The sequence below is a fragment of the Flavobacterium rivuli WB 3.3-2 = DSM 21788 genome (assembly GCF_000378485.1).
GTDB lineage: Bacteria > Bacteroidota > Bacteroidia > Flavobacteriales > Flavobacteriaceae > Flavobacterium > Flavobacterium rivuli.
This window is the reverse complement of the sequence record NZ_KB899966.1, coordinates 429,232-453,624: the sequence shown is the minus strand read 5'-3', so window position 1 is coordinate 453,624 and position 24,393 is coordinate 429,232. Positions and strand designations below refer to the sequence as shown.

Below are 24,393 nucleotides of genomic sequence, written 5' to 3'. Positions count from 1 at the left end.
CCAAATTGGTTATTTATAAAATTATAGAGAGTTTGGCCAGGTACTAATTTATGTATTTTAATAGATTTCATAATCAGGTATTTTAATGCCCGAAATCCTGAGGAGATAAATACATGAATTATAAATGTTTTTGCCGGGGTTATTATCAGCCTTCGCTTCATAGGTATCGTGGGTTTTATACTCAAGCAGCCATACTGCGCCATCGGTCATAAGTGTAGAATCATAGTTTGGCAGTTCTCTGTAGTTACCATTACTTAATAATTTAACGAAATTGTCCCACTCTGTCAATGTAAGTTTTTTACTGCCGCGTTTTTTTAAACCTATAGGTTTATAACCTCCCATTCCTTTACCAATGCTATAGTATAAAGTAACATCGTTATTAGATTTTTCAATTCTTAATGCTATAGGATTATGAAAACTTCTTAACCAGGTAAATCTGTAAATCTCTATGTCATCTAAAACTTGTTTTTTATATAAACTTATTTCTTTTAAATCTTTAAGTTGTTCACTTAACCACTTATCGTGTTCAAAAGAAGACTCTACTTCATACAACAAATCTTTTGAAAAATCACATTCCCAATTCTCACTTAAATTTGCAAAGTGTCCGGGCTGAAAATAATTATTAACTTCGACAGGTTTTTTATGCACTGAGCTTTTTCTCAGGATGCATTCTAATTGCTTTATCGGAAAATATATTAACAATCTGTGCTTAGGACTTAATTCCCACAACCTTTCAAAATATTTGTAAGCATCAATTTCAGGATTTTTAAAATACGATTCTTTTTTTCGGTTTTTGAATTGCTCATTTTCTGCATTTATGACCGAGTCCCACTCTTTGTCTCCCGTAATAACTTTACCATAATCAATTTCCATTTTTAATGGATATATGAAGTCTTTGTAATAAAGTTCGGCTAATTTGTAAACAGCCTCAATATTTTCAGCCTCAATATCATTTGCTTTTAGCAAATAAGCCAATTTTGTTTCGTAAATATTATTTATTTTAAAATAGTTTGCAAAGTCGTAGCTTAACAAATAAGGTTCGGTTTTGTTAGGGAATTTTGCAATCAGCCTGTCAAAAAAAATATTTACCGAATCAATTTTGCGATCGTTGTAATATTCACATATATAGCGAATAGCTTTTTTATTAAAAGGATCTTTACTTTGTAATAATTTTGCTTTCATTATTTTATCGCCATATACTTCTCCACTTTTATAAAAGCTCAATTCATATTCTAATTTTTTAATACTCTGGCAGTTTCCTTTTAAGCATAGTAGAAATAATAGTAATAAACTTAATATGTATTTCATAAGTGAAATTTTTTAAATATATGTTTTCCAAATATATTTATTAGTTATGATAGTTATACAATATTAATTTATGCATTCGCACATTCATTAATTGCTAAATTGTTACATAAAAAGTATCTTTGCCTGCAACAACACAAACTACAATTTACATGAGCCAGGATACCAGCAAACGCTATAGCCAAAGAGGAGTTTCGGCTTCTAAAGAAGATGTACACAACGCCATAAAAAACATAGATAAAGGCCTGTTCCCTAAAGCTTTTTGTAAAATTGTACCTGATTACCTTACTGGCGATAACGACTACTGCCTTATTATGCATGCCGATGGCGCAGGTACAAAATCGTCTTTGGCATACATGTACTGGAAAGAAACCGGCGATATATCGGTTTGGAAAGGCATAGCCCAGGATGCCCTCATAATGAATATAGACGACCTGCTTTGTGTAGGCGCTGTAGATAATATTATGCTTAGCAGCACTATAGGCCGTAACAAAAATGTTATTCCGGGCGATGTACTATCGGCTATTATAAATGGCACTGCCGAACTTCTTGAAGAACTTAAGGGCTTTGGTGTTACCATTCACTCAACCGGTGGCGAAACTGCGGATGTGGGCGACCTTGTACGAACCATTATTGTAGATAGTACAGTAACAGCACGTATGAAGCGAAGTAATGTAATAGATAATGCCCGCATACAACCCGGCGATGTTATTGTAGGTTTATCCTCTTCAGGGCAGGCAACTTACGAGAAAGGCTACAATGGCGGTATGGGGAGTAATGGTTTAACATCTGCACGCCATGATGTGTTTAGCAATTATCTTGCAGCTAAATATCCTGAAAGTTATGACGCTGCATTACCAGCCGGTCTTGTATATTCCGGTAATGTTAAACTGACCGATACTGTAGAGGGCAGCCCTATAGATGCCGGTAAGCTCGTGCTATCGCCTACACGTACTTATGCACCTATCATAAAAAAAATATTAGATACTTATACTCCCGAAGAAATTCATGGAATGGTACATTGCAGTGGTGGTGCACAAACTAAAGTGCTTCACTTTGTAGATAATGTACATATTATTAAAGATAATTTATTCCCGGTTCCGCCATTGTTTAAACTTATCCAGGAACAAAGCAATACAGACTGGAAAGAAATGTACCAGGTATTTAACTGCGGCCACCGTATGGAACTTTATGTTCCGGAAAGCCTTGCTCAGGAAATTATAGACATATCAAAATCCTTTAATGTTGATGCCCAGGTTGTAGGCCGTGTAGAAGCTTCAGATTCAAAAAAACTAACCATTACAAGCGAGTACGGAACTTTTGAATATTAAGTGTGTAAGTTGTTATAAATAATCGTTTAAAATATACTCGACCTGACTTTTTTGATTGAGCGAAAAGATCATTTTGTAGCCAATTGAAAAAATTAAGATGAGTTCAATATAAAAATTAAAGGCCACCTGTTACAGGCGGCCTTTAATTTTATATATTTTAATGGAAATTATCCTCCCATGTATTCATCTCCGCCGCCTTCCTGCTGGCCTCTTTGTTCTTTTTGCCTGTCGTTTTTGCTCATGTTAAAGCGGTAGGTAAAAGATAGTGTTATTTGCCTTTGTCTCCACTGCATTTCGCTGTAAGAACGTATTTGTCCCGGCAGGTATGTTTCGTTCTTCATTTTTCTTGAATTGAAAATATCCTGAACGTTAAGCGCTATAGTAGCTTTGTCTTTAAGTATGTCTTTGCTTAAAGCCGTGTTAGCACTCGCAACACCCACACGGCGGCCCTGTGCATTATTTTGCGGCCCCTCGTAGTTTCCGTTTAGCTGCCAGTCTATTTTGTATGGCAAAGTAATTTTAGAATTTATACGTGTTGTCCAGGCATAAGCGGTATTATTAAAATTCTGGAAATCGTTTATTGTCACGCCATCTTCATCCTGGTAGGTAAAGGTGTAATCGCCTTTAGTCTGGTTGCGGTAAAAGTTAAAGTTACTGTTTATCCTCCACCATTTAAACGGATTGTAATTGATGTTAAACTCAAAACCAAAACGGTATTCTTTAGCTAAGTTAATAGGGGTGGTAAGGGTAACCGGCGTACGAATGTCTGTGCCTCCTACCGGTATAATTGTACCTGTTGCAGGGTCAACTGTATCTGCACCGTCAACTACCTGCGTTACATAATCTCCCGAACGTTGCCTAACAAACTGGAAAGTGTCATCAGTTACATTTAGATATGCAGAAGAACTTAGTGTAATGTTCTTCCATTTCTTTAAGTAACCCAAATCTATCGCGTGTGTTTTAGATGGGTTGATGTCCGGGTTACCCCTAAAAATATTTATGTTACTTGATAAACCAGAGAATGGGTTTAAGAACCTGCCACGCGGCCTGTTGATACGACGGCTATAGCTAAGGCTAACATTGCTGCTCTCTGAAAATTCGTAGCTAAGAAATGCACTCGGAAAAAAGTTGTTGTACCTTTTATTGTTAAACGTGCCTGTTGTAAGCAGGTTAACATCTATGTTTGAGTCTTCCCAACGAAGTCCTCCCAAATAAGAGAACTTACCTATTTTAGAACCATACTGGGTATAGAAAGCATTTACCTTTTCTTTGTATTCTAAAAAGTTGGTATAGTTTGCATTGTTTACATACACGCCGCCTGTCAGGGTTTCAGCACGCGAATCTGTTTTTAATGAAGAAAAGCTCCCACGGTATCCGGCTTCAAAACGGCCTTTTTCGCCAATGGGTAAAACATAATCGGCTTGTACAAGTCCGCGTTTTTCAAGCTGGTCGTTAAAAGTGCGTTCGTAAGTGTTGCGCGAAGTATCTGTGGTAAATAATATCTCATCGGTAATATTGGCATCTTCATCATCAACATTGCGCGATATAGATGCATCTACCTTAAGTTCATGACCTTTAGTATTAAATTTCTTTACAATACTACTGCTGTATTGCATGTTGTTTTCTTTATCTTCCTCGGCATTATTCCTAAAACGCGTATTGGTATAAGTCCTGTCGGCAGTAAAGTTGTCGTAATATGTTTTTGCAGGGTTATTACCTGTGTTGCGCCTAAAGCTTACAGAGTTTGTCCAGGTAGTGGTAGAATCTATAAACCATTCCATACCCACACTGGCATTAAAGCCTTTACGCAGTCTTTTGTTTAAACGTTTCTCGTTTGTAAAACTTGCAGTAGAATTATCATCGTTAAGGTACTCGCTGTTTGTAAACGAGTTACCCGGGTTTTCGCGGTAGTTATATCCTAAGTTAGAGAATAAATTATAATTGGTACTGCGGTAGTTAAGGTTAGTGCTTACTCCCTGGTTAGACGGGTAGCCTGTATTTGCAATAACCGACCCGTTAAAGCCATTCGCCTTGCCTTTTTTAAGAATGATGTTTACAATACCCCCACCACCTTCGGCATCATAACGGGCAGATGGGTTGGTAATAACCTCTACCTTATCTACAGAATCTGCAGGTAGTAGCCTAAGTACTTCGGCAACGTTGCTGCCGGCAAGGTTAGACGGGCGGCCATCAATTAAAATGGTTACGCTCTGGTTACCCCTTAGCGCTACGTTACCCTCAGCATCTACAGATAGTGAGGGTACATTATCAAGCACATCGCTCACTGTACCACCTTTTACCATCATATCGTTACCTACGGTATATACACGTTTATCAAGCTTAATTTCTACAGTGCTGCGCTCTGCAGTAATTTCTACAGCATTAAGAACAGTAGCATCGGGTGCCATTGCTGTAACGCCAAGATTAGTGTTCCCTGTAATTTCCCTGGCCGAAATAACGGTAGGTTTAAACGAAATAAAATCAAATTTTATATTGTAAGTACCCGGTGCTACGGCAAGGTTAAATTTACCGGCAGCATCTGTAAGGCCACCTGCAACGGTAACATTATTAAGGGTCTGAATAATTACATTAGCAAATTCCAGCGGCTGTTTGCTTTCTTTCTCTATAACCTGTCCGGTTACCTTTACGGTATTGCCTGCGGGAGCTCCCGGTGGTGCCTGTGCAAACGACACAAATGCCGACAGTAAAAAAGTGAGTAATAAGGAGGCTTTAAATTGTTTCATGAAAAATATAGTAGGTTGATAAAGATGCTTTGACTTTATAATAACACAAAGGTTTAATATATAAAATCATAAAATAATGTTAATAAAGTTATAGTATTTCTTTTACCCTTTCGGCAGGGCGGGCAATTACGGCTTTGTCTCCGTTTATTACAATAGGCCTTTCTATTAGGGTAGGGTGGGCTACAAGGGCAACTATAATTTCATCATCTGTAAGTTGTTTGCCTTTGTAAGTGTCTGTCCACACTTTTTCTTTTTGGCGCACGAGTTCTAAAGGCGAAATTCCCAGTTTTGTAATGATATCAGTTAGTTCTGGTTTGGTAAGTGGCTCATTAAGGTATTTAATTACAGTAAAAGGTTTGTCCTGTAATTCGAGCAGTGCAAGACCCTCGCGTGACTTACTGCAGCGCGGGTTATGGTATATGGTAAGCATGTAAAACTTTTTGCAAAGTAAGCCATAATTATTTAAAATTAAAGTACCTTAGTGCTAACAAATACTTAAATTTAAGCGGCATATTTATGTTTATAATTCAGGCTTTTACTCCTAAAAACAGCTTTGGTAAATATCTTTTAGGTTCGCTTATCATAATTTTGGCATCGTTTGCAGGCCAGCTTCCTTTAACCATTGCTATTGCTATAAAAGCTTTAACACGTGGTAGTAGCATGCCCACTACAAACGCACAGCTTTACCGGTTTATGGACCAAAATCTTATGTTGTTCCTCTTGCTGCTATCGTTTGTATTTGCCTTGGGCGGCATTATGCTGGCAGTAATAAAACTCCACCATCAAAAATTTAAGGAAATAATTACATCACGGCATAAGATAGACTGGAAACGCATTCTCTTTTCTTTTTTTATCTGGGCCCTTTTTTCTGTGGCAACAACACTATATGCGTATTATGCTTCCCCCGAAGATTACGAAGTACAGTTTAACCTGAATAAATTTTTGATACTTTGCGTTATTGCAATACCCATGATACCCATACAAACCACGGTTGAGGAACTTGTTTTTCGTGGTTACCTTATGCAGGGCTTTGGTTTATTAGCAAAGAACAGGTGGTTTCCTTTGGCAATGACATCATTAATTTTTGGCTGCATGCACCTCTTAAACCCCGAAGTGGAAGAGATGGGATACATTATTTCCCTTTACTACATAGGCACCGGTCTTTGCCTGGGTATTATGACCCTTATGGATGATGGCACAGAGCTTGCACTGGGCTTTCATGCCGCAAATAACCTTATTGCAGCTTTACTTATAACGTCTGACTGGAGTGTGTTGCAAACACCCGCAATACTTAAGGAAATTACTAAACCCTCGGCAGGAATAGACATCCTGCTGCCAATACTCATTATTTACCCCATCCTGCTGTTTATTTTTGCAAAAAAATACAAATGGTCTGGCTGGAAAGATAAGCTTACCGGAAAAATAGTATTCCCGGTACCCGAAAAAGTAAACCCAAACTCTTTTAATAATGAATACTAATAACCCAAACCCACGCTTTGTGCACAGCAGGTTTAAGCTTAATGGCTTTCACCTTACGGCTGAAGACCTTTGCCGCGTAGCCTACAGTTTTATTAAAGAAGGTGATGCCTTCGAGAAGCACATTGGCATGTTTATACTGGACTGGTTTGACAGCAAAGACTATGTGCTTATGCAAACCAGCGGCACTACCGGTACACCCAAGACCATTGAGGTAAGTAAGCAGGCTATGGTAAACAGTGCTGTTGCCACCGGCGAGTATTTTAATATGACCGAAGGCATAAGAGCCCTGCATTGCCTGCCCACACAGTATGTTGCCGGAAAAATGATGCTGGTAAGGGCCTTTATTTTAGGCTGGGATATGGATATTGCAGAGCCCACTGCAACACCCTTAGACCGTAACGACCATGTGTATGATTTTGCTGCGATGGTACCCTTACAGGCTCAACAGTCTGTCAAGAAGCTTAACCAGGTTAAAACTCTTATTTTAGGAGGTGCTAAAGTGAGCAGCACCCTTGCAAGTGAGTTGCAAAACCTGCCGACAGAAGTGTTTGAAACGTACGGTATGACCGAAACCATTACCCATATTGCCGCCAAGCATATAGATGAGCCGGCTTTTGAAGCACTGCCAAATATTACACTTAGTACCGATAGCAGGGGCTGCCTTATTATTCATGCAGATGGCCTTACTAATGAGCCGGTAGTAACTAACGATGTGGTAGATGTTATAAACAAAACTCATTTTATATGGCTGGGCCGTTATGATAATGTAATTAACAGCGGCGGTATTAAATTATACCCTGAACAGATTGAAGAAAAACTGGCAGCACATATTAATCGACGTTTATTTGTAAAAGGTATGCCGGATGAAGCCCTTGGCGAAAAACTGGTATTAGTTGTAGAAGGGGAAACGTATGATATAAACCCTGATGTTTTCTCTATCCTTGATAAGTACGAGAGGCCTAAAGAGGTTTTATTTACTAATAAATTTGCAGAAACAGGATCGGGAAAATTACAGCGGGCTGAAACGCTGAGGAATATTTAGCGATAGATTTATAATGCAAAAATGGCCTGAGGATATCAGGCCATTTCTATTTTTATGTAATTAAAGCTTTTCTACTTTTATATAAAATTTGGTGGTTACAACTGCTACAGCATCTAAGTTTTTAGCAACTGTTTTAATAGATTGCCATGTGTTTGTTGCCAGTAATCGGGCAGGCTTGCCATCTATAGTAACTTCTACAGGCATGGTAAAATTAGGTTCGTCTGTTTGCCATCGGTATTCCAGTTTGCCTTTATTAAGCTTAAGCTGTAAAACAGGTACAGCCGGATAACGCAAGTACTGATTAAAAATGGAGGTTAGGTTCGTGCCGGTTTCTTTATTAAAAAACGCCACAACATCTTCGGTAGTAATTACCTGTTTTTTAAAATGTTCTGAGTAGTCAAGAATCAGTTTCCACCACTTTGCATCGTTATTTACTACATGGCGCAATGTATTGAGCATCAATGCACCCTTATAATACATGTCGTTAGAACCTTTTTTATTCACGCCAAAAATGCCAATTACGGGTCGCTTGTTCATACTTCCCGCACCTTCACCATTTATGTATTTCATAGCTTCATCATAGCCATACTGGCACTCGGCATATACTGTTTCGCTATAGGTAGTAAAGCCCTCATGTATCCACATATCGGCAATATCTTTAGAGGTAATGCTGTTGCCAAACCATTCGTGACCGCTTTCGTGCACAATAATATAGTCAAACTTCATACCTATACCTGTGCCGGAAAGGTCATTGCCCAGATAGCCCTTTTTAAAACGGTTGCCATACGCTACAGCACTCTGGTGTTCCATACCCAGATAAGGAGTTTCTACAAGTTTGTAGCCATCTTCAAAGAATGGGTAACGCCCAAATTTCGACTCAAAACAATTCAGCATCAGCTTTACCTCTTCAAAATGTTTTTTTGCTTTTTCCTCATGAATTTTTAGCACATAATAATCAAGGTCAAGCCCATTGTTCGTATCGTGTATATGGGCATAATCGGCAATGTTTAAAGTAATATCATAATTATTTATAGGGTTTTTAACCTCCCAGTCCCAACGGGTGTAACCATTTTTAAGGTCTTCGCTGCCTGTAAACCGCCCGTTAGAAACATCCATCAGTCCGTTAGGTACTGCAACTTTTATACTTGCTCCGCGATCAGGCTCATCGCTTTGGTGGTCTTTTACTGGATACCAAAGGCTGGCACCCGTTCCCTGCACAGCAACGCCTATCCATGGTTTTTGCTGGTCGTCTTTGGCAAATACAAAGCCACCATCCCACGGGGCATTTTTTGCAACTAACGGATTACCCGAATAATAAAACCGCACTTGTTCTTCGCTGCCCTTTATAAGCTGCTTTGGGAAGGTAATAAACACAGCATCGTTATCGCGTTTATATGTTAGTTTTGTTTTGTTGTATACAATACTGTCAATCTTCATGTTTATAAAGAGGTCGAGCTGTATACGGCTGGTATTATCAATTACCTTAAATGTTATATTATTATAGCCGGAAATATATTTTTTATCAGGATCAACTTTAATGCTGAGGTCATAACGCTGCACATCAAAACTGTTACGCTCAGGGCGTAAACCACCCATAAGGCTGTCGCGGCGGGTAAAATTTTGGGCATTCGCCTGATACAGGCTCAGTAGTATTACTATTGTTGAAAATACTTTTTTCATTGCAATGGTGTTTGGCTATTGGTACTGAAAAGTAAGCAATTGTTACAAATAATTAAAGTTGGCCATAAAATTATTTACGGAAGTACAACCGGGCCTATCCAAAGAAACCAGATCATAACCCCGAGGGCGCTCCCTGCTATACCGGAAAGTATAAATGTAAAGCGTTGCTGATTAGGAACGATGTAAAATGTAACCCAAAGTAATAAAAAAGTACCAATAATAGCGGTTACCATATTTATAGAGTTAACAGGAAGACGAAAGTGAAGGCTGATTTTAGCTTCGTCGCCGCCCCGAGGTATTCTCCCGTTTAAAAGATAATCGTAAATACAGATTAGTTCATTTACAATAGCTCTCGACCAAAAGAATGCCACAATTACCATGAACCATTCTTTTACAGCAAGCTCATTTTTTAATAGTATCCTTTTGCGGTTATACCATAGCCACAGTATGCCAATGGAACCTGTTAATAAGGTTTGAACAGGGCCGCCTAAAATCATTGCTAAACGTTCAGATTCTAAATTTTTGAATATAGAATATCTCTGCTTAAGAAAAGACTCCTTCTCAGGAGATGATTCTTTTGCAACTATTTTTGCATGGTTAACTTTATATGTGGAATCTAAAAATTGCTGGTCCTTCTCTTTTATGTCTCCATAAGATACAGAATCGTAATGCAGTTTAGGTGAGTTACCGTAACATTTATATACTATATAGTGCCCAAGCTCATGGCTAACGGTACCTACAATAGTGGCAATTACAAAACTTAATGCCAGCATGGCAAAAAGGCGGGGGTGGACTTTTAAAGGGAGGAATTTCATAGTTTAAATAACTTATATGTGAGCAGTTTAGTATACTAACGTATGAAAAATCCTGTAAATATCCTGATTACTTCATTTTCCTGTACACAGGGTATTGCATATGCGTTTTTTCGTAATGAACAGAGTGTATGTATACCCAATCCAGTTGCGTTTCGGCACTTTTTGCAAAATCTGTATCCTGTTTCTTTTTAGCTTCAAATTCGGCTTTCAGGGCGGGGTTATCTTTAAGCAGTTTAGCTGCAGTATCTTCAAACACGTATGCCGAAAAATATTCTTTCTGTTGCAATATACTGTCAAAAAAGTTCCAGTTAAAATAAGAGTCTACAGCCTGTGGCTCTAAAGTTTCAAGCAGGTATTTTACTCCGGGCTGCTGGGTATCTATTACAAAATCGCCTTTTGTAAAATGTACTTTTTCTTTCTTTATAATTATTTTGGTATCGCTGTGTGGGTAATGCCCTTCGTAAGCATAAGTAGTTGTCTGGTAATCTTCTATACGGTAGCTTTCCACTTCAATATCAATATCTTTTTCAAGCGGGTACATTTGTATATTATTGATTTTTAAGAGCTCAATAATAGTATACCATGCTTTCGGGATAATGTACGATTGCGGAATGGTAACCTCCAGCGTTGGGTGGTAGGTTTGGTAATACTTAACAATCTTTTCGAACGGCTTGCTGCGGTCGTAAAATAAGCGTGGCTGCCCCGTTATCTCGCTGGTTTTATAATCGCCCTCATACCCTTTAAATGGCAGTAGCGTAACCTGTGCCGAATCTACAGCCCATTGCAAAGGGTATTTCATGCCGGGCAGGTAATTATCGCGGTTGGCGGCACGCATCTCTTTTATGGCAGTGTGGTTCTTCTCTATGTAATTTAAAGATTCAAGCATGTATTCGTACGTAACTTTTACACGTAATGCGTACTCTTTAAGCATGTGCGTTTCGGGCATTGAGCCCGGCACATCAAACATAGACGCATAACCGGTAGAGTAGCGGGGAGAATCCATAAACTGCTCAAAACCACCATCGGGTTTCTCATCATGTATATTTACATAAGGCGTGGCATCAATCTTTTTAGCTTTAAGCGAAGCCAGGATTTCCGGTATCATGTCTTTCTTAAAGTAATTACCAAGATTGCCTCCCAACTTTTGATGGTGTGTGGCAATATAAGTAAACACATACTGATAATCGGCACCGTTGCTCACGTGGTTGTCTATAAAAATATCGGGCTTTACCGTATGAAAAATCTGAGCAAAGCTGCGGGAATTTTTAGTGTCGCTTTTTACAAAGTCGCGATTAAGGTCATAGTTGCGCTCATTGCCCCGAAAGCCATAACTCTCGGGACCGTTTTGGTTAGCACGTGTGTTCGAATTGCGGTTCAGCATTCCGCCAATGTTATAAACCGGAATGTTGACGATTACTGTATTTTTTGGAGCGGTAATTTTCCCTGTAGCCAGGTCGCGATACAGCATCATGGTAGCATCTATACCATCGGGTTCGCCGGGATGGATGCCATTGTTAAGCAGGAGTATCGCCTTGGTTTTACGAATCTCGGCAAAGTCAAAATTTTTGTCAGGGTTAAAGATAACTATACGCAAAGGCTCGCCACTATCTGTAGGGCCCATCTCTATCATTTTGATACTCTCAAAATCCTTATCCAGAAGCTTAAAGTAATCTATAGTTTCCTGATAGGTTGCTGTCTGATTGCCATTGCCTTTTTCGTAAGTGGTTGTATACATAGGTTTCTTCTGGGCAAATAAAGTAGTAGCGAAAAATAATAGCAGTAATAGTTTCTTCATTAAATAGTTTTATTTTGCCCTTACCGCATCCGGTACCAGTATGGTATAATCGCCGCCGTTACGCAATACATCGCGAACTATGCTCGAGCTTATGTACGATGTTTTTGCAGCCGTAAGCAGGAATACCGTTTCTATTTTTGAGAGTTGTCTGTTAGTGTGCGCAATAGCTTTTTCAAACTCAAAATCGGCAGGATTGCGAAGCCCGCGAAGTATAAACTTAGCACCTACTTTTTTGCACAGGTCTATAGTAAGACCTTCGTAAGTTATAACTTCAACCTTAGGCTCGTCCTTAAACGACTCGCGGATAAAGTGTAACCTTTCCTCCAGCGTAAACATGTATTTCTTTTCGGCATTAACACCAATGGCTACAATAACCTTATCAAAAAGGCTTATACCACGCTTTATAATATCATAGTGCCCAAGGGTAATAGGGTCGAACGATCCGGGGAATACGGCTGTTTTCATTTTTTGGTTATTTATATTTATTGCTAAAATAAAACTAATAAAGGATTCTTCGACTCCACTGCGCTGCGCTCAGAATGACAAACCGTGTAAACAGATGTAATATTAGGATTGCTAATAACTGAATACTGCGACTGAACACTGAATACTAAAAATTACTTCTTCCACAAAACTTTCCTGCTCTGTGCCAGTTTAATTTCGCTGTTGAGCAAATCGCTCATTGCAATGCCGGCGTGCTGCGCCTGCTGTGGAAAAATACTTTGTGGCGATAGTCCCGGGTTCGTGTTTATTTCTATAAAATGGGGTTCGCCGTTCATAACAATAAAATCGGTACGGCTAAAACCGCTCATGCCCAGTGCTTCGTATGCTTTAGCAGCAGTATCCCTAACTTTCTGCTCAGTTTCTGCATCAAGGCGCGCAGGGGTAATCTCTTCAGATTTGCTAAGGTATTTAGCCTCATAATCAAAAAAGTCGTTGTGCGATACTATCTCGGTAAGCCCTAAAACTGTAGTCTTTCCGTTATAATTCAGCACCCCTACAGACACTTCCACACCCTTAAGGTACGACTCTATAAGTATATCGCTGTCTTCGGCAAAGGCAAAATCAAGCGCTTTTTGTAAATCAGCCACATTATTAACCTTGCTTACGCCAAGGCTGCTGCCACTCTGGTTAGGCTTTACCATAAAAGGCAGGCCCAGTGTATCCACTATATCTTCGGCAGTAATGGCATCACCTTTAGAAAGGTAAATAGATTTTGCACGGGGTATGTTGAATTTAGAAAGTACGCTCAGCGTATCACGTTTATTAAAGGTAAGTGCGCTCTGGTAAAAGCCGCAGCCGGTATAAGGCAGGTTTAGTAACTCCCAGTACGACTGCAGGTGGCCGTCTTCGCCCGGTGTGCCGTGAACGGTGTTAACTATAACATTAAAAGTTGTTTTTTGCCCGCCTTTAGTAAACGAGAAATCGCCTTTATCTATGGCAAATTTTTCGCCATCTATTAGTACATTCCACCCTTCGGGTAGTATATGCACTTCAAAAGGTATATATTTTGTGCGGTCAAGATTATTTAAAATCAGCTGCCCGCTGCGTATCGAAATAACGGATTCGTCTGAGTATCCGCCCATTACTACTGCTATGTTCATGTATAAGTGGTAAGTTTAACCGGTTGTTTGCCCTCACAAAAATATCATTATTTGTGTAAACTTATAAAGTTTAGTATTATTTATATCTTTGCGGAAACTGATTTACATGAGCCTTAAAAATTTTATTACAAGCAAAGTTTTTTTCAAGCAGGTAGTTATTGCATTGATAATAATAGTTATAGTGGTATTTTTGCTGCTGCAATGGCTGGATTTTACCACCAATCACGGCGATAAAATACCGGTGCCCGACCTTAGAAAAATGACGCTTACCAAAGCCGGCGAAGCCCTTGAAGGGCAGGACCTGGAATATGTGGTGCTTGATACCGTAGATTTTAGGGCAGAATATCCGCCGTATACCATTGTAGAGCAGGATCCGTTGCCAAAGGTAGATGTTAAAGAAGGCCGTAAAATATATGTGAAGGTTAATGCAGGTGGCTACAGCGCTTTGAGGCTGCCCGACCTGATACAAAAAACATACAGGCAGGCGGTACCTACCCTTAAAGCAATGGGACTTGAAGAAGGCACTAAAACATACATACCGTACCTTGCTAAGGATGTAGTGCTGGAAATGAGGCAGAATGGTAAAAAACTTAAGGCAGGCGACAAAGTAATGAAAGCCTCTAAAATAGACCTTGTACTGGGCGATGGCAAAACGGGTTACCAGGATGCCGCAGATACCCTTACAAATACAAACAAAAATACCGAAACAAAGGAAGATGACAACTAAGCCGATAGTAGAGCAGGACTCTGATGATGATGAATTGTATGAGCATCACCGCTTTGAAGCAGGTAAGGGCCAACAGCCTTTGCGTGTAGATAAATTTTTAATGAACCTGGTAGAGAATGCTACCCGTAACAAGATACAGCAGGCTGCCGCCGCAGGCAACATTTATGTAAATGATGTTGCTGTAAAATCTAACCACAAGGTAAAATCTAACGATATTGTGCGTGTGCTTTTAGAGCACCCGCCTTATGAATACCTGCTTGAGCCTGAAAATATCCCTATTAACATAGTATATGAGGACGACGCTTTACTGGTAGTTAATAAAGAACCGGGAATGGTGGTGCACCCCGGTCATGGTAATTATTCGGGTACGCTGGTTAATGCTTTGGCATACCACTTTGAGAACCTGCCCATGAACAGTAGCGAGCGCCCGGGACTGGTACACCGGATAGATAAAGATACATCGGGCCTTTTGGTAATTGCCAAAACAGAGCAGGCCATGAGTTTCCTTACCAAGCAGTTTGCCGATAAAACATCTGAACGTGAATATATAGCCATTGTATGGGGAAATATTGATGAAGAGGAAGGTACAATTGAAGGGCATATAGGTCGCCATCTTAAAGACCGTATGCAAATGGCAGTCTTTACCGATGAAGAGCAGGGAAGGCACGCCATAACACATTATAAGGTTCTTGAGCGCCTGGGTTATGTAACGCTGGTATCGTGCAGGCTGGAAACAGGCCGTACGCACCAGATACGTGTACACATGAAACACATAGGGCATACCCTTTTTAATGATGCCCGTTATGGTGGCGACAGGATACTAAAAGGTACTACGTTTACTAAATACAAACAGTTTGTAGAGAATTGCTTTAAAATATTGCCCCGCCAGGCACTGCATGCAAAAACACTTGGTTTTGAGCATCCGGTTACTAAAGAGTTTATGCGTTTTGATACCGAAATTCCTGCCGATATGCAGGAATGTATCGAGAAATGGCGCACTTACTCTAAGTCTAACCAGGCAGAGCAGGAAGATTAGCTATATCCCTAAAAAATTAGATAGTAAAACAGTTATAACATTTTAGTTATAACTGTTTTTTAGTTTATTACAAAGCCTTTAAAAAAGTAATATCGCATCAATTTTTATAGTCACAATAAGAATTGAAACTACGACTGCGACTGAAAATTATCTTAACCCTCATTGACAAATGCCACACTGTGTGCTGCAACAATAGCGGCCGTTTCTGTACGCAGGCGGGTATTGCCAAGCGATACCGGAACATAGCCTAAGCCTAACGCAGTCATGATTTCTTTAGTAGAGAAGTCACCTTCGGGGCCTATAAGGATGGTAATTTTTTTATTGGGCTGTAAAGCATGTTTAAGCAGCTTTTTGTCGGTTTCCTCGCAGTGGGCAATAAACAAATCACCTTCATGGGGTTCATTTACAAAGGTATTGAATGGTACAGGCTCATGCAAAATGGGTAAATAATATTGAAGTGACTGCTTCATAGCCGCCTGAATTATTTTTTCAAAACGGTCGGCTTTAAAGGCAATGCGTTCACTATGTTCGCATATAATAGGTGTAATCCGGGTAATGCCTATCTCTACAGCCTTTTCTAAAAACCATTCGTAACGGTCGTTAAGCTTTGTAGGGGCAACCGCAAGGTGAAGCTCGTAAGGAGCAGGCTCAAAAAATTCCTCTGTACTAACGGTAACCTCGCACTTTTTCTCGTTGGCAAACGTAATTTCGGCAGTAAACAAAGCACCTTTGCCGTTGGTTATCTGTATAAAGTCGCCTTCTTTTTTGCGAAGCACTTTTACAATGTGTCGGCTTTCTTCTTTGTCAAATAAAAACAGGGTAGTGCCGGGGGTAATATCTGGGTTATAAAATAACTGCATTATAGTTCTATTCTTGCTTTAGATGTTGTTGAGGCGTCGCTAAATTGCTGCTCTAAATATTTGTGGTAACCTACTATGCCTATCATGGCAGCATTATCTGTAGTGTATTCAAACTTAGGTATAAAGGTTTTCCAGCCATATTTTTTCTCGGTTTCCTTAAGCGTAGTACGGATACCGCTGTTTGCCGATACGCCACCGCCTATGGCTATCTGCTTAATGCCTGTTTCCTTTACAGCCAGTTTAAGTTTATCCATTAAAATATTGATAATGGTATATTGTATAGAGGCACAAATATCATTCATATTCTCTGCCACGAAGTTAGGGTTTATTGCCACGTTTTTTTGTATAAAATACAATATCTGTGTTTTAAGCCCACTAAAGCTAAAGTTAAGCCCCGGCACCTGCGGTTTGGTAAATGCAAAAGCCTTAGGGTTGCCCAGCTGGGCAAATTTATCTACTAAGGGTCCGCCGGGGTAGGGCAGGCCGAGAATTTTGGCGCTCTTGTCATACGCTTCGCCCACGGCATCATCGGTAGTTTCGCCAATAACTTCCATATCAAAAAAGCTGTTCACTTTTACAATTTGGGTGTGGCCACCACTTATGGTCATTGCCAGGAAAGGAAATTCGGGCTTATCAAAACCTTCTTCGTCTATAAAATGGGCAAGTATGTGCGCCTGCATGTGGTTTACAGCCACCAGCGGAACGTTTAGCGCCAGTGCAAGCGATTTTGCAAAGGAACTGCCAACAAGCAATGACCCCATCAATCCGGGGCCCTGTGTAAAGGCAATGGCGCTAAGCTGGCTTTTATCTATGCCTGCTTTTGTCATGGCAACGTCTATAACGGGCACAATATTTTGCTGGTGCGCACGCGATGCCAGCTCTGGTACCACGCCGCCATATTGCTCATGAATTTCCTGCCTTGCAACAACATTGCTAAGCACTTTGCCGTTTTGTAGCACGGCTGCGGCGGTATCATCGCACGAGCTTTCTATAGATAGTATGTAAATGGGCTGGTTAGCCATAGTTTAAGGCACGGATTTTGAGTTATAAAAAACGGTTAAAGCAGTAAGCAGCGACAGTAAAAATTCCTACTTTTGCTAATCATTTAGCAGTAACCGCGGTTGTGCAAATTTAAAACAAATAGCAGTATCAAAAAAATTAAAAAAATAGTAATACGCACCCTCGTGGGGTTGCTCCTTTTTTTGCTGCTGCTGGCTATAGCCTTATCGCTGCCTTTTGTACAAACAGGCATTGCGCACTATGGTACAAATTATCTTAATAAGCAGTTTGGCACTCACATAAATGTAGATAAAGTTGCCATAACTGTTTTTGGCAGTGTAAAGCTTAAGGGCGTGCTTATTATGGACCACCATAATGATACGCTGATATCTGCAGATAAACTACAAACCAATGTTTTAGGGATAAGGGAGTTTGCTAAAAACGGCCTGCAGTTTGGTACCGTTCGCATGGAGAAGCTTAACTTTCACATGAAGGCATATAAGGGCGAAACGCTTTCTAACTTTGATGTTTTTACACGATCGTTTGATAATGGTAAAAAACCCGACCCAAACAATCCTTTTAAAGTTAGGGCAGGATATGTGTATGTAACTAACGGAAGGTTCAGGCTTACTAATGAGAATGCTGTGACCGCTAAGATATTAGATCTTAAAAAACTGAACGGAAATGTAAAAGGCTTCTTTCTTAAAGGAGGCGATATTAAAGGCGATATACAAAAACTGTCTTTACTGGACCATCACGGCCTGTTTGTAAATAACCTTAAAGGTAATTTTGAGTATACTAAAACAAAAATCCAGCTGCATGATATTGAATTGGCAACGGCAGAGTCGGCTTTAACAGGCGACCTTACGCTTAGTTACACCAAGGAAAAGATGAAGGATTTTGTAAATCTTGTTGATGTAGATTTTAAGGTAGAGAGAGCCACCATATCATCTAACGAGCTTAATATATTCTTTAACGAATTTGGTAAAGACCAAAAATACTATCTTTCTACAACTTTAAAAGGGCCGCTTAACAATTTTGTATTACACGATTTAAAATTGCTTGATAGCAAAGATTCAGAAATTATAGGCTCTATAAACTTCAGGAACCTTTTTGACAAAAAGGGCGCAGGTTTTTACATGAATGGCGACTTTGACAGGATCGCTTCAAACTATAGTAACCTTACCGCTATAATGCCACGTATATTAGGCAAGAGCCTGCCTAAAGTTTTAGAAAAATTTGGGCGTGTAGATATGGTGGGCCATGTAACGCTTACCAAGCAGGATATAGATACAGAGATGTATGTAATGTCGGGTCTTGGGGAGGCGCAGGCAAACCTTTCGGTGAAAGGATATAATACTCCGTCAGATGCCATTTATACCGGTACCATAGACCTTGATAATTTTAACTTAGGTGCCATTGCCGAAGCTAAGGCTGTGGGTAATACCACACTGCATCTTGATATAGACGGGCGCGGCTTTAACAAGCAATCGCTTAATACTACTGTAAAAGGAAATATTACCGGACTTGCTTTTAATGGCTATAATTATAAAAAAATAAATATCGACGGCCGTTTTAAATGGCCTTATTTTAAAGGTAGTATAAACAGTAACGACCCTAACCTGCTTATGAGCTTTGACGGGCTTATAGATATGGGGCAGAAGAAAAAAGAGTACGATTTTCATGCCCAGGTAGATTATGCCGATCTTGCTGCTCTTAAGCTTATGAAAAAAGATACGCTGTCTATCTTTAAAGGTGATTTGTTATTTAATGCCAAAGGAACAAATATTAACGATATAGCAGGTAAGGTAGAAATATCGAGGCTGTCGTACCAAAATAGCAGGGATAGCTATTACTTTGAAGATTTTGTTGTGGAGTCTGTTTTTGATGAGGCTAATGTGAGAACATTAACCATAAATTCTACCGATATTATAGAGGGGCGTGTTACCGGAAAATTTGATATAGCGCAGTTGCCCAAGCTAATGGAGAATGCCGTGGGCAGCCTTTATACCAATTATTCTCCCAATAAAATAAAAAAGGGGCAATACCTTGATTTTGATTTTACCATTTATAATAAAATTCTCGAAATCGTAGTGCCGGAAGTTGTTGTGGGGCAAAACACAAAGCTGCGTGGCCGGGTTAATGGCGATAAAGGCGATTTTAAACTTGCCTTTAATTCGCCGAATATAACGGCATACGATAATTACTTCGACAATATAAATATTGATATAGATAATAAGAACCCGCTGTACAACGCTTATGTAAGTATGGACAGCGTGCGGATGAAAAGCTACAAGATATCTGATTTTAGCCTTATTAATATTACCCAGAACGATACTTTGTATGTGCGTACAGAATTTAAAGGAGGTAAGCAGGCAAAAGATGCCTTTAGCCTAAACCTGTACCATACTATAGACGAGAAAAAGAACTCGGTAGTAGGGTTTAAAAAATCAGAAATTAATTTTAAAAATTACCTGTGGTTTATTAACGAGCAGGATGCTAAAGATAATAAGGTAACGTTTAATAAAAAGCTAACCGATTTTTCTATAGATAACCTGTCTATGTCGCACAACAACCAGCGTGTAGAACTTAATGGCGACTTAAAGGGGAAAAATTATAAAGATTTACATTTATCCTTTAATGATGTAGACCTTGCCAAGGTTACCCCTTCGTTAGACAGTCTTAACTTTGGCGGCAGGCTAAACGGGGAAGTTAGCCTTAAGCAAAACAAAAACGAATTTGCACCGGCATCATCTATAACTATAGATAGCCTGCAAATGAATAAGTATAACCTGGGCAACATGAGCCTGCAGGTAACAGGCGATAAATCTCTTAGAAAATTCAATGTAAATACATCTATTATTAAAGATGATAAAGAAACGTTTTCTACTATAGGTAATATAGAAATTGTAGATAAGCAAACGCTGTTATCTTTAGATGCTATTTTTTCTGATTTTGATATTAGCCCGCTACAGGTATTCTTAAAATCTATTTTTCCTGAAATACGTGGCAAAGCATCCGGTCGTGCCGCAATTGTGGGCAATGCTAAAGACCCGCAGTTAGACGGTATTATATATGTAAAAGGGGGCGGTATAAAAGTAGGCTACCTTAATACTGATTATAATTTTGAAGAAAACGCTACAATAGATATTACACAGGAGCGCATACTCTTTAGGAATATAGAACTTACAGATACTAAGTTTAATACAAAAGGCAGAATTAATGGTACGGTGCAGCACAAGCTGTTTAAAAACTGGGCACTCGACCTTAATATAACATCCGACAGGATGCTGGTGCTCAACACGCAGGATTCTGACGATGCCATATATTACGGCACCGCTTTTATAAAAGGTAATGCCGAACTGAAAGGGCCTACTACAGAACTTGTAATTAATGTAAATGCAGAATCGGCAGAGGGTACAGATATCAAGCTTAACCTTGGTAATACCGGTGCCACAAGCACTACCAATGCTGCATTTATTCATTTTTTAAGCCCTAAGGAAAAAGAAAATATAGCAAAAGGTATTATAGCTCAGAATACAAAAACGTATAAAGGATTAGAGCTAAACTTTGATCTAAATGTAACCCCTGTTGCTAAGCTTGAAGTTATTATAGATAAAAATACGGGGCATAGCCTTAATGCTACAGGCAATGGTATTATGCTTCTTAATATTAATACGCTGGGCAAGTTTAATATGTTTGGCGATTTTGTTGTAGAGCAGGGGCAGTATAATTTTAAATATGGTGGCCTGTTCGATAAAAAGTTTACGCTTAAAAAAGGAGGGGCCATAAACTGGGAGGGCGACCCTACACGGGCAAGGTTAAACCTTGAGGCAATTTATAAAACTCAGGCAAATCCGTCGGTACTATTAGAAACGGCAACCTTTAACCGTAATATACCGGTAGAGGTAAATATAGTACTGAACGGTACAATTACAACCCCGGAACCCGATTTCACCATCAATTTCCCGGGTGTAAGTTCTGTATTAAAATCAGACCTTGATTACAGGCTTAGCGATATGGATACCCGCCAAACGCAGGCACTGTCGCTTTTAGGCACAGGCAGCTTTATAAGCCCTACAAATGCCAACACGGCTGTGTATGGCAGCTTGTTCGAAAGAGCCAGTTCACTGTTTAATGACTTGTTTACAGATGGTGAAAGCAAGGTGAATGTAGGTGTAAATTATGTTCAGGCCAACAGGAACCCTTATATAGAGACAAACTCTCAGGTGGGATTAACACTGTCATCTCAAATAAACGACAGGATTACCTTTAACGGTGTTGTGGGCGTACCTGTGGGCGGAGTAAATCAAAGTGCTGTTGTGGGTAATGCAGAGCTTCAGTTACGCATTAACGATGATGGTACACTAAAAGCCCGTGTGTTTAACCGTGAGAATGATATTAACTTTCTTGGAGAGGGAATAGGCTATACACAAGGGGTAGGTTTAACATGGGAAGTAGATTTTGATACTTTTGATGAGCTTATCTGGAAGGTGTTTAAAAACGTTAAGAAAGAAGAGGTAAATAATAACTCGACCAGTGATTATCCTGACTCGGAAATTTCGCCGGATTATATAAAGTTTGTTGATAGCAGAAATAAAAAGAAGGCTGCCGAGCAAAAAGAAAAGGACCGGATTCCCGAAACCGATTAAGTTTTAAATTATCGCACATTAAAATTTTATAATGTGAAAAAAAGCAGGGATATTTTTGATGATACTCCTGCTTTTTTTATAATTCTTAACAATCGTTTACAAAAAACTTATTAACGAAATCGATTGAAAAACTGCGATTTTTATATTATAAGCTAAAAACAAATGTATTAATCATATTAAATTATTAATTTTACAATCAAATACTAAAAAATGTCAGTTAATATTAAAAAAATAGGTGTCCTTACATCAGGGGGTGACTCTCCGGGTATGAACGCTGCAATCAGGGCCGTTGTACGTACCTGTGCTTTCCATAATATAGAATGTACTGGTATATATAGAGGTTACCAGGGAATGATAGAAGGCGATTTTAAAGAAATGGGCCCGCGTAGTGTAAATAACATTATCAATAAAGGAGGTACCATTCTAAAATCTGCCCGATCTAAAGAGTTTATGACTCCGGAAGGCCGTAAAAAAGCTTACGACAACCTTGTTAAACATAAAATTGATGCCTTTGTTGTAATAGGCGGTAACGGTAGTTTTACCGGCGGCCTTTTATTTAACAAAGAATACGGTTTTCCTGTAATAGGCATACCGGGTACTATAGATAACGATATTTATGGTACAAGCCACACTTTAGGCTATGATACTGCACTTAACACTGTTGTAGATGTTATTGATAAAATTCGCGATACGGCGAGTTCTCACAACAGGCTTTTCTTTGTAGAGGTTATGGGGCGCGATGCGGGCCACATTGCACTTAATGCCGGTATAGGCGCTGGTGCAGAGGAGATACTTATCCCGGAAGAAGACATGGGCCTTGACAGGTTGCTGGAGTCTTTAAGGAAAAGTAAGGCATCTGGCAAATCTTCGAGCATTGTTGTTATTGCCGAAGGCGATAAAATAGGCAAAAGTGCTTTTGAACTTAAAGATTACGTAGACCAGAATATGCCCGAATATGATGTTCGTGTATCTATCCTTGGACACATGCAGCGCGGTGGATCGCCATCATGTTTTGATAGGGTACTTGCGAGCAGGCTGGGCGTTAAAGCGGTAGAAACACTGCTTGAAGGCAACTCAAATTATATGGTAGGATTAATAAGGGATGAAGTTGTACTTACTCCTTTAGAGAATGCCGTAAAAGGAAAAACGCATGTAGACAAGGAGCTTATAAGGGTTTCTGACATCGTTTCTATTTAAGAATCTTTCACGATTAGTATTAAACAAATAAAAAAACAATTTAGAAGAATGGCAACAGTTAAATTAGGGATTAACGGTTTCGGTAGGATTGGCCGAATCGTTTTCCGCGAAACCTTCAACAGGGATAATGTTGAGGTAGTGGCTATTAACGACCTGCTTGATGTAGATCATTTGGCTTATTTATTAAAATATGATTCAGTTCACGGCCGTTTTAACGGTGAAGTAGAGGTTAAAGACAACCAACTATACGTTAACGGAAAACACATAAGAGTAACTGCAGAGAAAGACCCTAAAAACCTTAAATGGAATGAGGTAGACGTTGATGTAGTTGCAGAATGTACAGGTTTCTTTACAACAGTAGAAACTGCACAACAACACATTACAGGTGGTGCTAAAAAAGTTATCATCTCTGCTCCATCGGCCGATGCGCCAATGTTTGTAATGGGTGTTAACCATGACAAAGCTACTGCTGCAGATACTGTAGTATCTAACGCATCTTGTACTACAAACTGTCTTGCTCCGCTTGCAAAAGTAATCAATGACAACTTTGGTATTGTAGAGGGGTTAATGACAACCGTTCACGCTACAACTTCTACACAAATGACTACTGACGGTCCTTCAAGAAAAGACTGGAGAGGCGGACGTGCAGCAAGCGTAAACATTATTCCTTCATCTACTGGTGCTGCTAAAGCAGTAGGAAAAGTAATTCCTACACTTAACGGTAAACTAACAGGTATGTCTTTCCGTGTTCCTACGGTTGACGTTTCTGTAGTAGACCTTACTGTGAAAGTAGCTAAAGAAACTTCTTATGAAGAGATCATGGCAGTACTTAAAAAAGCATCTGAAAATGAGCTTAAAGGTATCCTTGGCTTTACAGAAGATGATGTAGTATCTCAGGATTTCGTATCAGATAAGAGAACAAGTATTGTAGATGCTAAAGCCGGTATTGGCCTTAACTCAACATTCTTTAAACTTGTATCTTGGTATGATAATGAGTATGGCTACTCAAGCAAGCTTATAGACCTATCGGTGCACATCGCATCTCTATAATTTTATACTGTAAAGTCCCGCTTTTTAATAAAAGGCGGGGCTTTATTTTTTTATACCTGCTTAACCCAAAAGCAAGT

18 protein-coding genes are annotated in these 24,393 nt (G+C 39.4%); 8 read left to right on the top strand and 10 right to left on the bottom strand.

From position 1 onward, the window contains the following. Positions 1-57: 57 nt before the first annotated feature. On the bottom strand, positions 58-1,308 hold the full coding sequence (locus F565_RS0102185; RefSeq protein WP_020211550.1) for a hypothetical protein: 1,251 nt from the start codon (positions 1,306-1,308) through the stop codon (positions 58-60). A gap of 149 nt (positions 1,309-1,457) precedes the next feature. On the opposite strand from F565_RS0102185, the gene F565_RS0102180 reads away from it, so the two are divergent. Beyond that, a complete protein-coding gene (locus tag F565_RS0102180) occupies positions 1,458-2,636 on the top strand; it encodes an AIR synthase related protein (RefSeq protein ID WP_020211549.1) in 1,179 nt (392 codons plus the stop codon). A 167-nt stretch (positions 2,637-2,803) separates the two neighbouring features. Here F565_RS0102180 and F565_RS0102175 read toward each other — a convergent pair whose 3' ends face one another. Both F565_RS0102175 and arsC read right to left on the bottom strand, forming a co-directional pair. Next, a complete protein-coding gene (locus F565_RS0102175; protein ID WP_020211548.1) occupies positions 2,804-5,380 on the bottom strand; it encodes a TonB-dependent receptor in 2,577 nt (858 codons plus the stop codon). 88 nt (positions 5,381-5,468) lie between these two features. Further along, on the bottom strand, positions 5,469-5,810 hold the full coding sequence (gene arsC / locus F565_RS0102170) for an arsenate reductase (glutaredoxin) (protein WP_020211547.1): 342 nt from the start codon (positions 5,808-5,810) through the stop codon (positions 5,469-5,471). A gap of 86 nt (positions 5,811-5,896) precedes the next feature. On the opposite strand from arsC, the gene F565_RS0102165 reads away from it, so the two are divergent. Together F565_RS0102165 and F565_RS0102160 are read left to right on the top strand one after the other, a co-directional pair. Further along, positions 5,897-6,859, top strand: coding sequence for a CPBP family intramembrane glutamic endopeptidase (locus tag F565_RS0102165; RefSeq protein WP_020211546.1), 963 nt, complete (start codon positions 5,897-5,899; stop codon positions 6,857-6,859). After that, positions 6,849-7,901, top strand: coding sequence for an AMP-binding protein (locus F565_RS0102160; RefSeq protein WP_020211545.1), 1,053 nt, complete (start codon positions 6,849-6,851; stop codon positions 7,899-7,901). The genes F565_RS0102165 and F565_RS0102160 overlap by 11 nt, the downstream gene beginning before the upstream one ends. Positions 7,902-7,961: 60 nt before the next feature. Here the strand turns inward: F565_RS0102160 and F565_RS0102155 are convergent, their stop codons facing one another. The 5 genes from F565_RS0102155 to F565_RS0102135 form a co-directional block, all read right to left on the bottom strand. After that, positions 7,962-9,581, bottom strand: a complete 1,620-nt coding sequence (locus tag F565_RS0102155; RefSeq protein ID WP_020211544.1) for a M1 family metallopeptidase — start codon at positions 9,579-9,581, stop codon at positions 7,962-7,964. A 74-nt stretch (positions 9,582-9,655) separates the two neighbouring features. Continuing rightward, the gene (locus F565_RS0102150; RefSeq protein ID WP_020211543.1) at positions 9,656-10,396 is read right to left on the bottom strand and encodes a hypothetical protein; all 741 of its coding nucleotides are present in this window, start codon (positions 10,394-10,396) and stop codon (positions 9,656-9,658) included. 67 nt (positions 10,397-10,463) lie between these two features. Further along, positions 10,464-12,191 (bottom strand): M14 family metallopeptidase, encoded by a 1,728-nt coding sequence (locus tag F565_RS0102145; RefSeq protein ID WP_026299831.1) that lies wholly within the window; start codon positions 12,189-12,191, stop codon positions 10,464-10,466. Between the two features lie 9 nt (positions 12,192-12,200). Further along, the gene (gene coaD, locus F565_RS0102140; protein WP_020211541.1) at positions 12,201-12,656 is read right to left on the bottom strand and encodes a pantetheine-phosphate adenylyltransferase; all 456 of its coding nucleotides are present in this window, start codon (positions 12,654-12,656) and stop codon (positions 12,201-12,203) included. A 152-nt stretch (positions 12,657-12,808) separates the two neighbouring features. Then, positions 12,809-13,795, bottom strand: coding sequence for a D-alanine--D-alanine ligase (locus F565_RS0102135; protein ID WP_020211540.1), 987 nt, complete (start codon positions 13,793-13,795; stop codon positions 12,809-12,811). A 106-nt stretch (positions 13,796-13,901) separates the two neighbouring features. On the opposite strand from F565_RS0102135, the gene F565_RS0102130 reads away from it, so the two are divergent. Both F565_RS0102130 and F565_RS0102125 read left to right on the top strand, forming a co-directional pair. Next, positions 13,902-14,522: a PASTA domain-containing protein gene (locus F565_RS0102130; protein WP_020211539.1), complete on the top strand. Its 621-nt coding sequence runs from the start codon at positions 13,902-13,904 to the stop codon at positions 14,520-14,522. Beyond that, complete coding sequence (locus tag F565_RS0102125; RefSeq protein WP_020211538.1) at positions 14,512-15,558, top strand: RluA family pseudouridine synthase; 1,047 nt, start codon at positions 14,512-14,514, stop codon at positions 15,556-15,558. The genes F565_RS0102130 and F565_RS0102125 overlap by 11 nt, the downstream gene beginning before the upstream one ends. 152 nt (positions 15,559-15,710) lie before the next feature. Here F565_RS0102125 and F565_RS0102120 read toward each other — a convergent pair whose 3' ends face one another. Beyond that, the gene (locus tag F565_RS0102120) at positions 15,711-16,418 is read right to left on the bottom strand and encodes a 16S rRNA (uracil(1498)-N(3))-methyltransferase (protein WP_020211537.1); all 708 of its coding nucleotides are present in this window, start codon (positions 16,416-16,418) and stop codon (positions 15,711-15,713) included. Further along, a complete protein-coding gene (gene tsaD, locus F565_RS0102115) occupies positions 16,418-17,440 on the bottom strand; it encodes a tRNA (adenosine(37)-N6)-threonylcarbamoyltransferase complex transferase subunit TsaD (RefSeq protein WP_020211536.1) in 1,023 nt (340 codons plus the stop codon). The genes F565_RS0102120 and tsaD overlap by 1 nt, the downstream gene beginning before the upstream one ends. Before the next feature lie 162 nt (positions 17,441-17,602). On the opposite strand from tsaD, the gene F565_RS0102110 reads away from it, so the two are divergent. The 3 genes from F565_RS0102110 (at position 17,603) to gap (ending at position 24,316) form a co-directional block, all read left to right on the top strand. After that, positions 17,603-22,069, top strand: coding sequence for a translocation/assembly module TamB domain-containing protein (locus F565_RS0102110; protein ID WP_154652507.1), 4,467 nt, complete (start codon positions 17,603-17,605; stop codon positions 22,067-22,069). Between the two features lie 210 nt (positions 22,070-22,279). Next, positions 22,280-23,266: a 6-phosphofructokinase gene (pfkA, locus tag F565_RS0102105; protein WP_020211534.1), complete on the top strand. Its 987-nt coding sequence runs from the start codon at positions 22,280-22,282 to the stop codon at positions 23,264-23,266. A 48-nt stretch (positions 23,267-23,314) separates the two neighbouring features. Continuing rightward, positions 23,315-24,316 (top strand): type I glyceraldehyde-3-phosphate dehydrogenase, encoded by a 1,002-nt coding sequence (gap, locus tag F565_RS0102100; protein ID WP_020211533.1) that lies wholly within the window; start codon positions 23,315-23,317, stop codon positions 24,314-24,316. The last annotated feature ends 77 nt before the right edge of the window (positions 24,317-24,393 follow it).